We start from the raw sequence: 14,083 nt of genomic DNA, 5'->3' as shown, positions 1-14,083 counted from the left end.
GATGTCGATGAAGGGATGGCTGGCGAGACTGGCCGCAGGTACCGGACTGATCTGTGCGGCGCTGTCGGCACAGGCCTATACCGACACCAGCAAGGGCTACAACCTGCCGACGGGTGTCACCGAGATCAGCCAGGAGGTGTTCACGCTGCACATGTGGATCTTCTGGATCTGCGTGATCATCGGCGTGGTCGTCTTCGGCGCGATGATCTGGTCGATCGTCTTCCATCGCCGCTCCAAGCACCCGAAGCCGGCCGACTTCCACGAGTCCACCACGGTCGAGATCGTGTGGACGGCGCTGCCCTTCGTCATCCTGATCGCCATCGCGGTGCCGGCCGCGGCGACGCTGATCAAGATGGAGGACGTGCGCGACGCCGACATGACCGTCAAGGTCACCGGCTACCAGTGGAAATGGCACTACGACTACCTCGGCGAGGACGTGGCCTACTTCTCGACGCTGACGGCGGAGTCCAATGCGGCGCGCCAGCTCAAGTCGGGCGTCGACGTCAACGCGGTGCCGAACTACCTGGTCGACGTGGACAACCCGCTGGTCCTGCCGGTCGGCAAGAAGGTCCGCTTCCTGATTACCTCGAACGACGTCATCCACGCCTGGTGGGTGCCGGAGATCGCGGTGAAGAAGGACGCCATCCCGGGCTACGTCAACGAGATCTGGACGCGCATCGAACAGCCGGGCACCTACCGCGGCGTCTGCGCGGAACTGTGCGGTCGTGACCACGGCTACATGCCGATCGTCGTCAAGGCGCTGCCGGAAGCCGAGTACGCGTCATGGCTGGCGCAGCAGAAGGGCGGCGAAGCGCCGACCGAGACGTCCGCCATCGTCGGCGAGCCGATCGAAGTCGCGGCGGCGCCGACGCAGACGGCGAGCGATGCCGCAGTCGACGCGCCGATCGAGGTCGCAGCGGCCGATGCCGCGCAGGCCCCGTCGAAGGATGCACTCGTCCAGAAGGGCGAATCGGTCTACAAGGCCAATTGCGCAGCCTGCCACCAGGCCAACGGTACCGGCCTGCCGCCGAACTTCCCGTCGCTGGTCGGCAGCTCCGTCGTCACGGGAGCGCCGGTGGCGCAGATCCTGCAGCTGCTCAAGGGCAAGAACCTGATGCCGCCGTTCGGACACCTGTCGGACGCGGACCTGGCCGCGGTGATCACCTACACCCGCAATTCCTGGGGCAACGACGCCGGCATCGTTCAGGCCGCCGACGTGGCCGCCCAGCGCTGATCGCGCTTCACCGACCGGCAAAGATCTTCGGAGTACTGCAGATGGCTCACGCACACGCCCACGACGCCCATGGCCACGATGACCACCACGGTCCCGAGAAGGGGATCATGCGCTGGATCAAGACGACCAACCACAAGGACCTGGGAACGCTGTACCTGTTCTTCGCGTTCACCATGTTCTTCATCGGCGGCCTGATGTCGCTGGTGATCCGCGCCGAACTGTTCGTGCCGGGCCTGCAGTTCGTCGACCCCGAGTTCTTCAACCAGATGACGACGATGCACGCGCTGGTGATGATCTTCGGCGGCGTCATGCCCGCCTTCGTCGGCCTCGCCAACTGGATGGTGCCGATGATGATCGGCTGCTCCGATCTGGCGCTGCCGCGCGTGAACAACTGGGGCTTCTGGATCCTGCCGTTCGCCTTCGGGCTGCTGCTGTCGACGCTGTTCATGGATGGCGGCGCCCCGGCCGGCGGCTGGACGATGTATCCGCCGCTGGTGCTGCAGACCGGCAACGCCTTCCCGTTCCTGATCTTCGCGGTGCACCTCATGGGTATCTCGTCGATCACCGGCGCGATCAACGTAGTCGTGACCATCCTGAACATGCGCGCACCCGGCATGACCCTGCTGAAGATGCCGCTGTTCGTCTGGACCTGGCTGATCACCGCCTATCTGCTGATCGCGGTCATGCCGGTGCTCGCCGGCGCCGTGACGATGCTGCTGACCGACAAGTACTTCCTGACCAGCTTCTTCTCGGCAGGCGGCGGCGGCGACCCGGTGATGTTCCAGCACATCTTCTGGTTCTTCGGCCACCCCGAGGTCTACATCATGATCCTGCCGGCGTTCGGCATCGTCAGCACGATCATCCCGACCTTCGCACGCAAGCATTTGTTCGGCTATGACTCGATGGTCTACGCCACGGCGTCGATCGCGTTCCTGAGCTTCATCGTCTGGGCGCACCACATGTTCACCGTCGGCATGCCGCTGGCCGGCGAACTGTTCTTCATGTTCGCGACGATGCTGATCGCGGTGCCGACGGGCGTGAAGGTGTTCAACTGGGTCGCGACGATGTGGCGCGGTTCGATGACCTTCGAGACGCCGATGCTGTTCGCGCTCGGCTTCGTCTTCCTGTTCACGATCGGCGGCTTCTCGGGCCTGATGCTCGCGATCACGCCGGTGGACTTCCAGTACCACGACACTTACTTCGTCGTCGCGCACTTCCACTACGTGCTGGTGCCGGGCGCAGTGTTCTCGATCATCGCCGCCGTGTACTACTGGATCCCGAAGTGGACCGGCCGCATGTACAACGAGTTCTGGGGCAAGACCCACTTCTGGCTGTCGGCGATCTTCATCAACCTGACGTTCTTCCCGCAGCACTTCGCCGGCCTGGCCGGCATGCAGCGGCGCGTGCCGGATTACGCGGTCCAGTTCACCGACTGGAACGTGATGTCGTCGATCGGTGCCTTCGGCTTCTTCGTCGCGCAGTTCATCTTCATCTTCAACATGCTGGCGAGCTGCTTCGGCTGGTTCGGCCGCAAGCAGGCGCTGCCCGACCGTGTCTGGGAAGGCGCGCGCGGCCTCGAGTGGACGGTGCCGAGCCCGGCGCCCTACCACACCTTCGAGGACCCGCCGCAGCTGACCGAGGCCGAGTCCACCGGCGCGCCCGCCAAGGCGCACTGAGCCGGCAGGGCGGCAGCGAACGATGAGCGAGGACCGCAGCAAGGCCAAGCGCAACCTGCTCCTGTTCTGGGGGCATGTCGCGCTGGCCGTCCTGTTCCTCGTCTGGTTCGTCTTCACCGTGGTGAGCAAGTGAGCCACCCGGGCGCAACAGACGCCGATCACGGCGTCCGCGGCTCGCGGATCCGCCACGCGCTGAAGCTCGGCGTCGTCGTCGCCGGCATGTTCGGCTTCGGCTATGCGCTGGTACCCATCTACGACATGTTGTGCGACGCGCTCGGCATCAACGGCCGCGTCGTGCTCGAGGCCTCGGCCGCGCCGGCGGTGATCGATACCAGCCGCACGGTGACCGTCGAGTTCGTCACCACCGTCAATGGCGGCAGGCCCTGGCAGTTCCATGCGGAGCGTCCGTCGGTGGATGTTCATCCGGGCCAGATGACGACTGTCGAGTTCTTCGCGACGAATACCGAGGGGCACGAGCTGGTTGCGCAGGCCGTACCCAACGTGGCGCCCACGGCGGCGGCGAAGTATCTGCGCAAGACCGAATGCTTCTGCTTCGACAACCAGCCGTTCGCGGCCGGCGAGCAGAAGCGCATGCCGGTCGTGTTCACGCTCGACCCGGAGCTGCCGGACTACGTCGATCGCGTGACCTTGTCCTACACTTTCTTTGACGTCACCGACGTCGCCCTCAAGCAGGATTGAGCATCAGGAGCTGATCATGGGGAGCCCCGCCGCCCACAACACCGACCGCTACTACGTCCCGACGCCCAGTGCATGGCCGTTCGCGCTCACGGTCGGCCTGGTCGCCGTCGTCATCGGCGTGTCCGGATACCTCGAGAACTCCAACATCGGCCCGCTGCCGATCTGGCTCGGGGCGGCGCTGTCGATCTACATCATCTTCCGCTGGTTCCAGGGCATCGCCCGCGAGAGCGAAGGTGGCCTGTACGGCGCGCAGGTGGATCGCACCTACCGCTGGGCGATGTGCTGGTTCATCTTCTCCGAAGTGATGTTCTTCGCCGCGTTCTTCGGCGCGCTGTACTACGCGCGTCTGCTGTCGCTGCCCTGGCTGGGCGGCGAGGGCACCAAGCTGGCGACCAACATCACGCTGTGGCCGGGCTTCGAGGCCACGTGGCCGTCGAACGGGCCTGCCGGCCTCGGCGGCGAGTTCCAGACGATTCCGGCCTTCGACGTGCCGCTGGTCAACACGCTGATCCTGCTGACGTCCGGCTTCACGATCACGATGGCGCACCACGCGCTCAAGGAAGCCAAGCGCGTGCCGTGCATCGCGTGGATGTGGGCGACGGTGGCACTCGGCGCGCTGTTCCTGTTCTTCCAGGCCGAGGAATACATCCACGCCTACAACGACCTGAACCTGACGATGGGCTCGGGCATCTACGGCTCGACCTTCTTCATGCTCACCGGCTTCCACGGCATGCACGTGACGCTGGGCACCCTCATGCTGCTGGTGATCACGCTGCGCCTGATGAAGGGTCACTTCAAGCCGGAATCGCACTTCGGTTTCGAAGGCGTCGCCTGGTACTGGCACTTCGTCGACGTGGTGTGGATCGGCCTGTTCATCGTGGTCTACTGGCTGTAGAGGACACGGGTACGTCCTGTACAAGACCGGGCCATCCACGGCCCGGACTTCTCAAACAAGCAGCGGGCGCCTCGGGCGCCCGTTGTTCGTTCAGGGGGTCGGTATCGGCGTGCGCATCGCCGTGTGTGGCGCGATCCAGCCCATGTGCCAGGACAGCAGCACGAACAGCACGAGCGTGATCGATAGCGCGATGCGGATCTTGAGTGCGGTCAATGTGCGGCGACGCTCGCTGTCATCGCGGATCAGGAAACTCATGCTCGTGAACAGGGAGGCCACGATGGCCAGAAGCAGGCCGACGATGATGATCTTGACGAGCATGAGGGGCAGACGATGGCGGTCGACGGGGGCATCATAGCCGCTGCGGATCGTATGGCTGGGGCGTCGGTGGCGCCGCGAGACAGGGGGAGATCGACATGGGCAACAAGGTGTTCAGGCCGAAACTGTGGGCTCTGGGCCTGACCGTCGTGCTGTGCGGGGCGATGATCGCGCTCGGCATCTGGCAGCTCGGGCGTGGACAGGACAAGGCGGAGTTGCTGGCGCGCTACGAGGCTGCCGCGGAGCGGCCGCCGCGCGAAATGACGGCCGGTGCCTGGGCGGAGCCGGGGGTCATCGAGCGCGCGAGTGTCGCCGGCCGCTTCGACGGCACGCGACAGCTGCTGCTCGACAATCAGAGTCACGAGCGGCAACCCGGTTACCGGGTGTGGACGCCGCTGCTGCTGAATCACGGCGGTGTCGTCATCGTCGACCGTGGCTGGATTCCGGCCGGCGGTGACCGCAGCAAACCGCCGCCGGTGCCCGTCCCGCAGGGGGAAGTGCGCTTCACCGGGTATTGGCGCACCTTGCCGGAACCGGGCATGCGCCTGGAGGTCGACAACTGCGCGCCGGCGCCGTGGCCGCGCATCGTGCAGTATCCGACCGCAGACGAGCTGCGCTGTCTGTACGGGCAGTCGGTTCCGGGCGGACTGTTCCTGATGGACGCCGACGCGCCGGGCGGTTACGTTCGCGAGTGGGGCGCAGGCCCGGAGCTGTCGCCGGGCAAACACTACGGCTACGCCGCGCAGTGGTTCGCCTTCGCTGCAGTGCTCGCCGCCCTGTTCATCATCTACAGCTTCAGACCTCGAACATGACACACGTGCAGTCCCGCGGCCGTCTGCAGTTCCTGCTGCTGGCGGCGCTGTTCTTCGCGCCGCTGCTGGCCGCGGTGCTGTTCTACTTTGTCTTTCCCGACTGGCAACCGGATGCGCGCACCAACTACGGCGAGCTCGTCGCGCCTGCGCGGCCGCTGCCGGATGCGCCGCTGCGCGACGCCCGGGGAACGCCGGTGGCGGCCGAGGAGCTGCGCGGTCGCTGGAGTTATGTCTACGTCGCGGGTGCCGAGTGCGATGCGGCTTGCGCCGACAAGCTGCACCAGATCCGCCAGATCCGCACCCTGCTCAACGAGAAGCGCCAGCGCGTGCAGCGGGTCTATGTCGCCCCGGACCCCGAGGCATCGGCCGCGGCGGCGGCCCTGCTCGCCGCCGACCATCCGGATCTGAAGGTCTACGCCGACACGCCGGAGGCCGCCTACCGCCGCTTCTTCGGTCCGCGTGATCCGCAGACGCTCTACCTCGTCGATCCGCTCGGCAACTGGCTGATGGTCTACGATGGTCAGGCCGAGTCCAAGGGCATTCTCAAGGACATCAAGAAGCTGCTGCGGGTGTCGCAGATCGGGTGAGGTATTTCCGGCATGACTCAACGTCATGCCGGAAAGCGCCGAACGCCCGGCCATGGAGCGCTTGCCTTGGCGAGCCGTGACGCAATGTCGCGGCGAGCGAAGCAAGCGCCGGCCGGGGTTGCGAGTGGGTGCTTTGCCTCGGCATGGCTGGTCCGAACGAGGTTGGTAGAATGCGCGCCCTTTCGCCTTCCCCCGGCTCCGAGTCCTGATGGCCTGGTATCGCCGCCTCAACCTGCTGACGCTGCTGCTGTGTTTCGTCGTCATCGTCTTCGGTGCCTACGTCCGCCTGTCCGACGCCGGCCTCGGCTGTCCGGACTGGCCCGGCTGCTACGGGCATCTGACGATTCCGCAGGCGGACCACGAAGTGGCGACCGCGCAGGAACGCTTTCCCGAGCGCCCGGTCGAGGCGCCCAAGGCGTGGAAGGAGATGATCCACCGCTACATCGCCTCGACGCTCGGCCTGCTGATCGTCGCGCTGGCCTTCGGTGCGACACGCCTGCGTGATCCGGCGCGGCCGCGGGTGCTGCCGTGGCTGATGGTCGGACTGGTGGTCTTCCAGGGAATCCTGGGCATGTGGACCGTGACCTGGCAGCTCAAACCACTGGCGGTGACCGGGCATCTGCTCGGCGGCATGAGTACGTTCGCGCTGCTGCTGTGGCTCTATCTGAGCGTGCGCCGGCTCGGCGCGGCGACGACCGATGATGCCCCGCTGCGCGAGTTGCGCAGCGAGCGTCACCTGGCCTTTGCACTGCAGCGCGAAGCCGCGCAAGACGCCACGGCCGGGCGCCCGCCGCGCCTGCGCCTGTTCGCCGGCGCGGCGCTGGCGCTGCTCGTGATCCAGATCTTCCTGGGCGGCTGGACCAGCACCAACTATGCGGCGCTGGCCTGCCCCGACTTCCCGACCTGTCACGGCAGCTTCTGGCCGGAGACGGACGTGCCGACCGCGTTCACGCTCTGGCACGGCCTGGGGATCAACTACGAGTACGGGATTCTCGACGCGCGCGCGCGCGTGACGATCCATCATTTCCATCGTGTCGGCGCGCTCGTCGTCGCGCTGACGCTCACCCTGCTCGGCGTGTGGCTGCTGCGGCGGGGAGCGGGGCGCTGGCGCGCGCTCGGCATTGCCGTGCTCGCAGCTTTGGCGCTGCAGTTGTCGATCGGGATCGGCGTGGTCGTGCTGCAGCTTCCGTTATGGCTCGCGGCCGCGCACAATGCCGGTGCGGCCATCCTCGTGGCCGTGCTGGTGACACTGAACCATCACGCCTGGGCGCGGAGCGAGACCTGAAGATGGTCGCCACGGCCGACAGCATGAAGATCGCAGGACGCAAGTACCGCCTGCACGAGTACTACGAGCTGTGCAAGCCGCGCGTGGTCATGCTGATCGTGTTCACCGCCATCGTCGGCATGTTCCTGGCCGTACCCGGACTGCCGCCACTGTCTGCACTGCTGTGGGGCACGCTCGGCATCGCACTGCAGGCCGCATCGGCGGCTGCGGTCAACCAGATCATCGACCGCAACATTGATGCGCGCATGGCGCGCACCTGCGGCCGCCCGCTGGTCACCGGCACGCTGACGATGACCGAATCGATCGTCTTCGCGACGGTGATCGGCCTGCTCGGATTCGCGCTGCTGTGGGCGCTCGTCAATCCGCTGACGGCGGTGCTGACGCAGTTCACGCTGATCGGCTACGCGGGCATCTACACGCTCTACCTGAAGCGGGCGACGCCGCAGAACATCGTGATCGGCGGCGCGGCCGGCGCGGCGCCGCCGGTACTGGGCTGGGCGGCCGTGACCGGCGAGGTGCATGCCCACGCGCTGATCCTGTTCGCCATCATCTTCGTATGGACGCCGCCGCATTTCTGGGCGCTGGCGATCGACCGCCGCGACGAGTACGCCAAGGCGGACATTCCGATGCTTCCGGTCACCCATGGCATCGACTACACGCGCACCCAGGTGCTGCTCTACACCGTCCTGCTGACCGCGGTGACGGTCCTGCCATTTGCGACCGGCATGTCCGGCTGGCTGTATCTGGGCGGGACGCTGATCCTCGATGCGGTGTTCCTGGCCTACGCCGTGCGCCTGAAGTGGTGGCCGGTGCCGGGTCTGCCGATGCGCACCTTCGGCTATTCCATCGTCTACCTGATGGGCATCTTCACGCTGCTGCTGGTGGACCACTACGTGGTCAGTTTCCAGTAACGGCAGCCCGCTCCGGGTTCCGGAAACCAAAACGCCGCGCAGTGGCGCGGCGTTTTAGGCAACGATCGACCGGACACTACTCCTCGATCGCCTTGCGCAGCTTCTTCATGGCCGCCACTTCGATCTGGCGGATGCGTTCGGCGGAGACGCCGTACTCGTCGGCCAGTTCCTGCAGGCCGGTCTTCTCGCCGTCGTGCAGCCAGCGGCGCATCAGGATGTCGCGGGACCGGTCGTCCAGCCCGGTCAGGGCCTCGCGCATCTTCGCCTCGCGCTCCTCCTGCCATTCGGCCTGCTCGATCTCGGCGAACGCGTCCTGGCTGTCGGCGAGGTAGTCCTCCGGCATGTAGGCGTCTTCGGCATCGCTCGGGCTGGCGCTGAAGGAGACGTCGCCGCCACCGAGGCGCGCTTCCATCTGGAACACTTCCTCGGGCTTGACGTTGAGGTCGGCCGCGATCGCCTCGGCCTGCTCGCGGTTGAGCCAGCCCAGTTCGCTCTTGGCCGAGCGCAGGTTGAAGAACAGCTTGCGCTGGGCCTTGGTGGTCGCGATCTTGACGATGCGCCAGTTCTTGAGCACGAACTCGTGGATCTCGGCCTTGATCCAGTGCACCGCGAAGCTGATCAGGCGCACGCCGACGTCCGGGTCGAAGCGCTTGACGGCCTTCATCAGCCCGACGTTGCCTTCCTGGATCAGGTCGGCCAGCGGCAGGCCGTAGCCCAAGTAGCCGCGGGCGATGTGCACGACGTGGCGCAGGTTGGACAGCACGAGCTGCTGGGCGGCGCCCAGGTCGTTCTCGGCGCGCAGCTTTTCGGCCAGCGCCCGCTCGGCGTCGGCGTCGAGCACCGGCACCTGGTTGACGCTCGCGATATAGGCGTCGAGGCTGCCGGTCAGCGGCACCAGCGCCGTGGGCTGGCGCAAGGTCAAGGCGGTCGCGTGGCTCATCGTGCGGTCTCCCATGCAGGTGATGTTAGCACTCGTTTGAATAGAGTGCTAAGGGGCCGCGGGAGTTCCGTTGATTCAAGTCAACGGATTGATTGTGAATATGAATATGCCGCCTGCGGTTACTTGGGCTCGATCTGCGCGATGCGCCGGGTGACGGTCACGAAGGCGCCGGCCCAGCCGAGCACGATGCCGGCGAGGATCAGCGAGAAACCGTCGCGCGCCCCCAGGCCGGCAAGCCGGTAGTCGCTGCCGTAGAGCGCCGCGAGGTCGGCGGCCGGTGTTTCCAGCATCCCGGTGCCGACGGCGACCAGGATCCATGCCAGTGTGCCGCCGCCGAGGCCGAACCAGAACCCGCTGTACAGGAACGGCCGGCGCACGAAACTGCCGGGCGCGCCGATCAGCTTCATGACCTCGATCTCCTCGCGGCGGGCCTCGATATCCAGGCGGATGGTGTTGCCGATGATGACCATTACCGCGAGCCCCAGCAGCAGCGCGATGATGCCCACCGCACGCTCGGCGATCGCCAGTACCGCGTACAGACGCTCCATCCACTGCTGGTCGAGCTTGGCGAGATCGACTTCGGGCAGCCGTGTCAGGCGCTCCAGCAGGGACTGGACATCGGCCTTGCTCTGGCGCGGCTCCGGCGTCACCGCGATCACGGCGGGCAGCGGATTGTCCTGCAGCAGGTCCAGCGCCTCGCCGAACCCGGACAGCTCCCGGAACTCGGCCATCGACTGTTCGCGGGAGATGTAGTGCGTGCCGGCGACGCCGGCCTCGTTCCCGAGCTCGCGCGCCAGCGCCGCGCCACGATCGCTGGCGACGCTGTCCTTGAGGAACAGCGAGATCTGCAGCGACTCCTGCCAGGAATAGCCGATCTTGGACAGGTTGCTGACGGCCACGTACAGACCTGCCGGCAGCGCCAGGGCGATGCCGATCACCAGGGCTGTGAGGCCCGCCGCCAGCGGCGCGCGCGCGATCTTGCCGAGCGAGAAGAACAGGACGCGCAGGTGCTCCTGCGTCCAGCGCGCGAACCAGCGCGGACGGTCGAGGCCGGCTTCAACGAGCGCCATCGGCCTGCGTCTCCCGCAACTGCGATGCGGCGCGCGGCCGCTTGTCGGTGATGTGGCCCTGCTCAAGGTGGATGATCCGCCTCGGCAGCGCCTCGATCAGGTCGATCGCGTGCGTGGCGATCATGACGGTCACGCCGGCCTCGTTGAAGCGCGCGAAGCCGCGCATGATCTCCAGCGCCATCTCCGGGTCGAGGTTGCCCGTCGGTTCGTCGGCCAGGATCAGCGCCGGCTTGGTGACGATGGCGCGGGCGATGCCGACACGCTGCTGCTCGCCGCCGGACAGCGTCAGCGGCAGCACGCGCTCCTTGCCGAGCAGACCCACGGCGTCCAGCGCACCGCGCACGCGCCGGCCGATGTCGTTGTGCGCATAGCCGCGGATCACCAGCGGCAGCGCGACGTTGTCGAACACCGTGCGGTCGTAGAGCAGGTTGAAGTTCTGGAAGACCATGCCGATGCGCTGGCGGAACGCCGGCACGTGCCGCGATTTGATCGTCGCGAGGTTCTGGCCCATGACCACGAGCTGCCCGCGGTTGACGCGGCACAGCGCGGCCATCAGCCGCAGCAGCGTGGTCTTGCCGGCGCCGCTGGGGCCGGTGATGTAGACCATCTCGCCCTGCGCGATCTCGAAGCTGACGCCGGACAGCACGTCGAGGCCGCCCGGGTAGCGGTAGCCGACCTGGTCGAAGCGGATCAGCTCGGTCACGACGCCCGTCTCACAAGAAGACCCTATTCCCCAATCAGCGCTTCCGCGAAGGCTTCCGCGTCGAACGGCTGCAGATCTTCCACCGCCTCACCGATGCCGATGAAGCGCACGGGCAGAGCCAGACGACGCGCAATGGCCAGCAGGATACCGCCCTTGGCGGTGCCGTCCAACTTGGTGATGGCAATGCCGGTCAGGCCGATCGCCTCGTGGAATTGCAGCGCCTGCACGAGGGCGTTGCCGCCGGTCGTGGCATCGACCACCAGCAGCACCTCGTGCGGTGCGTAGGGATCGTGCTTCTGCACCACGCGCTTGATCTTGCGCAGCTCGTCCATCAGGTGCGCCTGCGTGTGCAGGCGCCCGGCCGTGTCGGCGATGACCATGTCGATGCCGCGGCTTCGGGCCGACTGCACCGCGTCGAAGATCACGCTGGCCGAGTCCGCGCCCTCGCCCTGGGCGAGGATCGGCACGCCGGCGCGCTCCGACCAGGTGCGCAACTGCTCGACGGCGGCCGCGCGGAAGGTATCGCCGGCGGCGAGCAGCACGCTCTTGCCTTCGCGCTTGTAGCGCAGCGCGAGCTTGCCGATGGTCGTGGTCTTGCCGACGCCGTTGACGCCGGCGACGAACAGGATGTACGGCCGGATGAAGTCGGGCACCTGCAGCGGTTGCGCGACCGGCGCCAGCAGCTCGACCAGGGACTTCTTCAATGCCGCGCGCAACTGCTGCGGATTGCGGACGCGGCCGGCGCCAACTTCGGCGCGCAGCCGCTGCATCAGCCATTCGGTGGCTTCGACGCCGGCGTCGGCCGTGAGCAGGCGCGTCTCGATCTCGTCGAGCGCGTCGTCGTCGAGCTGATCGTTGCGGAAAAAGGTGCTGATGTCGCGCGTCAGCCAAGAGTCGCCCTTGTTCAGACGCGCGCGCAGCTTGCGGATCGTGCCGCTGTCGGTGGTGCTCATCGGCTTGCGGAGGCGGGGTGCGCGGCGGTGTTGTCGCCGTCGTCGTCGAAGGATAGCAGCCACACTTCCTCGCGCGGCTGCAGGCGCAGGCCGGCGACTGCGGGAAAGGCCTGTGCGGGTGACAGCGCCGTCGACGCTGACACCGGGTATCTCAGCAGCCGGTAGCGCTGGCGAGCCTCGAGCGCGGTGACGGCGCCGATCCAGATCGGACGCCCGTCGTCGAGCTGCAGGCCGGAGGGCCACAGCCGCAACAGCTCGGCGCGGTCGTCGTCGAGAATCCGGCGCAGGCTCAGCGCCGGATGATGGCCGGCGTGGACCTGCGGCAGGATCGGCAGCTCGGCGATGGTCGACTCCGCGGCGAGCCAGCGCAGTGCGGTGCTGCCGGACAGGCGCGGCGGCCGCGTCCAGCCCTGTTCGGCCAGTGCCTGCGTGATCGCCGCCGGTTCGGCCGCCCACTGCAGGTTCAGCGGCTGCCGGTCGCGCCCGGACACGTCGATGCGGCTGCGCGGCAGCGCCTGCCAGAGCCGTGTCGCCCAGGCGTCGGTGCTGACCGTCTGCCGCGGCGCGGCCGCGGCGTCCGGCGGCATCCGCAGCGTGGTCCACGCCAGCGCGGTGCCGGCGCAGAAGGCGATCAGCACCGGCGGCAGCAGTCGCGCCGCCGGCATGCGCTCCGGCCGGTGCCGCCAGTAGCCGAGCCCGAGCAGTGCCGCCCAGGTCACGCCGACCAGCGTGAGGAACAGGGCCACGCTGGCCCACTGCGCGCCCACGTACAGGCGCCCGAGCGTCGTCAGCATCAGCACGACGATGCTGCCGGCGATCAGCAGGCGCCGCAGCGGTCGCGGCGCACCGGTCGACAGCAGAATCGGGAGGAACGCGTAGATCACGGTCGACAGCACCAGATCGCGGTCGAGATGCTCCGCCGGCGCCGGCGTGCCGAAGAAGACATGGGGCGGCGCCACGGTCGGTATCGTGTGCAGACCCGCCGACAGCAGTGCACCGAAGGCCAGCGCGGCCAGCCAGTGTGCCGCGGCGCGGCGTTTGCGTGCCGCCGCCAGGCCGGCGAATGCGACCAGCGCCAGCGGCAGGTAGACCAGCCACTCCCCCAGCAGCAGCAGCCGGTTGCCCAGCGCCAGGCCCCAGGGCGTGTGCAGGTCGCGCATCCACTGGAAGATCGCGGCATCGAAGGCGGACGGGTAGGCGTGCATGCCGGTGCCGGCCCACAGCCACAGCCAGACACCGCTGACGAGGAACAGCAGCAAGCCGAGCAGCGCCAGCGCCGGCGTTTCCGGCTGCGTCGGGTCGGCGAGCGCGGCGCCGAAGACGCCCAGACGCCGGTGGCGCCGGCTCCAGTCGAGCATCGCGCCGATCCAGGCCTCGGCATGGCGCTGCAGCGCGCGCCCGATCAGCGCCGACAGCCAGATCGTCAGCGCCAGGGTCACGGTCAGGGCCAGCAGCAGCAGCGCCAGCCGGCCGGCGACCTCGGCGGCGAGTCCCAGCGAGGCACCGAAGGCCACGCCCGGGAGCACGAAGGTGAACGCCCACAGCACCGCCGAGACGAGATCGGCGACGGCGAAGGCCGCGACGCGCAGGCCGGCGGCACCGGCGAGCGCCGGCACGATGGCGCGGACCGGCCCCAGAAAGCGCGCCATCGCGACCGACAGCGCGCCGTGGCGCGCGAAGAAGCGTCGGCCGTTGGCCAGCGCCTCCGGATAGCGGCGCAGCAGCGCCGACGAGAACAGGCGCTCTCCGTAGTGACGGCCGAGCCAGAAGCTCAGGCCGTCGCCGCAGACGGCGCCGAGCGCCGCCACGCAGACGGTGAGACCCAGGTCGAGCGTGCCGAAGGCCACCAGTGCGCCGGCGGCGAACAGGGCCAGCCCCGCGGGCACAAACACGCCGACGACGAACAGCGCATCGAGAAACGCGAAGGCGAACAGCAGCACCAGCGCCCAGTGCGGGTGCGCGTTGACCCAGGCCAGCGACTCCTGCAGGGCGGCGAGCATGCG

The 14,083-nt window shown here is 67.7% G+C and carries 14 protein-coding genes; 8 read left to right on the top strand and 6 right to left on the bottom strand.

The window, feature by feature from the left end:
• Position 1: 1 nt before the first annotated feature.
• From coxB to C8D93_RS08350, 4 genes are all read left to right on the top strand, one after another.
• Positions 2–1,234 (top strand): cytochrome c oxidase subunit II, encoded by a 1,233-nt coding sequence (coxB, locus tag C8D93_RS08365; protein WP_110264808.1) that lies wholly within the window; start codon positions 2–4, stop codon positions 1,232–1,234.
• 41 nt (positions 1,235–1,275) lie between these two features.
• Positions 1,276–2,910 (top strand): cytochrome c oxidase subunit I, encoded by a 1,635-nt coding sequence (gene ctaD / locus C8D93_RS08360; protein ID WP_110264701.1) that lies wholly within the window; start codon positions 1,276–1,278, stop codon positions 2,908–2,910.
• Between the two features lie 129 nt (positions 2,911–3,039).
• Positions 3,040–3,609 (top strand): cytochrome c oxidase assembly protein, encoded by a 570-nt coding sequence (locus C8D93_RS08355; RefSeq protein WP_245903857.1) that lies wholly within the window; start codon positions 3,040–3,042, stop codon positions 3,607–3,609.
• 16 nt (positions 3,610–3,625) lie between these two features.
• The gene (locus tag C8D93_RS08350; RefSeq protein ID WP_110264700.1) at positions 3,626–4,504 is read left to right on the top strand and encodes a cytochrome c oxidase subunit 3; all 879 of its coding nucleotides are present in this window, start codon (positions 3,626–3,628) and stop codon (positions 4,502–4,504) included.
• Positions 4,505–4,594: 90 nt separating this feature from the next.
• Here the strand turns inward: C8D93_RS08350 and C8D93_RS08345 are convergent, their stop codons facing one another.
• Positions 4,595–4,822, bottom strand: coding sequence for a twin transmembrane helix small protein (locus tag C8D93_RS08345; RefSeq protein WP_110264699.1), 228 nt, complete (start codon positions 4,820–4,822; stop codon positions 4,595–4,597).
• Between the two features lie 95 nt (positions 4,823–4,917).
• Between C8D93_RS08345 and C8D93_RS08340 the strand changes: the two genes are divergently transcribed.
• The 4 genes from C8D93_RS08340 (at position 4,918) to cyoE (ending at position 8,414) form a co-directional block, all read left to right on the top strand.
• On the top strand, positions 4,918–5,631 hold the full coding sequence (locus C8D93_RS08340; protein ID WP_110264698.1) for an SURF1 family protein: 714 nt from the start codon (positions 4,918–4,920) through the stop codon (positions 5,629–5,631).
• On the top strand, positions 5,628–6,218 hold the full coding sequence (locus C8D93_RS08335; protein ID WP_110264697.1) for an SCO family protein: 591 nt from the start codon (positions 5,628–5,630) through the stop codon (positions 6,216–6,218). The genes C8D93_RS08340 and C8D93_RS08335 overlap by 4 nt, the downstream gene beginning before the upstream one ends.
• A gap of 208 nt (positions 6,219–6,426) precedes the next feature.
• Positions 6,427–7,503, top strand: coding sequence for a COX15/CtaA family protein (locus tag C8D93_RS08330; RefSeq protein ID WP_110264696.1), 1,077 nt, complete (start codon positions 6,427–6,429; stop codon positions 7,501–7,503).
• 2 nt (positions 7,504–7,505) lie between these two features.
• Complete coding sequence (cyoE, locus tag C8D93_RS08325; RefSeq protein ID WP_245903856.1) at positions 7,506–8,414, top strand: heme o synthase; 909 nt, start codon at positions 7,506–7,508, stop codon at positions 8,412–8,414.
• 76 nt (positions 8,415–8,490) lie between these two features.
• On the opposite strand, the gene rpoH is transcribed toward cyoE, so the two are convergent.
• The 5 genes from rpoH to C8D93_RS08300 all read right to left on the bottom strand — a co-directional run bounded on the left by rpoH (position 8,491) and on the right by C8D93_RS08300 (position 14,080).
• Entirely contained in the window at positions 8,491–9,369 is an 879-nt protein-coding gene (rpoH, locus tag C8D93_RS08320; protein WP_380732772.1) for an RNA polymerase sigma factor RpoH, read from the bottom strand.
• A gap of 104 nt (positions 9,370–9,473) precedes the next feature.
• The gene (gene ftsX, locus C8D93_RS08315) at positions 9,474–10,424 is read right to left on the bottom strand and encodes a permease-like cell division protein FtsX (RefSeq protein WP_110264695.1); all 951 of its coding nucleotides are present in this window, start codon (positions 10,422–10,424) and stop codon (positions 9,474–9,476) included.
• Positions 10,411–11,118 (bottom strand): cell division ATP-binding protein FtsE, encoded by a 708-nt coding sequence (gene ftsE, locus C8D93_RS08310; protein WP_110264804.1) that lies wholly within the window; start codon positions 11,116–11,118, stop codon positions 10,411–10,413. Before ftsE ends, ftsX begins: the two co-directional genes overlap by 14 nt.
• A 32-nt stretch (positions 11,119–11,150) precedes the next feature.
• Positions 11,151–12,080: a signal recognition particle-docking protein FtsY gene (gene ftsY, locus C8D93_RS08305; RefSeq protein ID WP_110264694.1), complete on the bottom strand. Its 930-nt coding sequence runs from the start codon at positions 12,078–12,080 to the stop codon at positions 11,151–11,153.
• Complete coding sequence (locus tag C8D93_RS08300) at positions 12,077–14,080, bottom strand: VTT domain-containing protein (RefSeq protein WP_110264693.1); 2,004 nt, start codon at positions 14,078–14,080, stop codon at positions 12,077–12,079. Before C8D93_RS08300 ends, ftsY begins: the two co-directional genes overlap by 4 nt.
• Positions 14,081–14,083 lie beyond the last annotated feature (3 nt).

It is taken from the genome of Sinimarinibacterium flocculans (genome assembly GCF_003201205.1).
GTDB classification, from domain to species: domain Bacteria; phylum Pseudomonadota; class Gammaproteobacteria; order Nevskiales; family Nevskiaceae; genus Solimonas; species Solimonas flocculans.
This window is presented reverse-complemented; position numbering and strand designations above follow the sequence as displayed.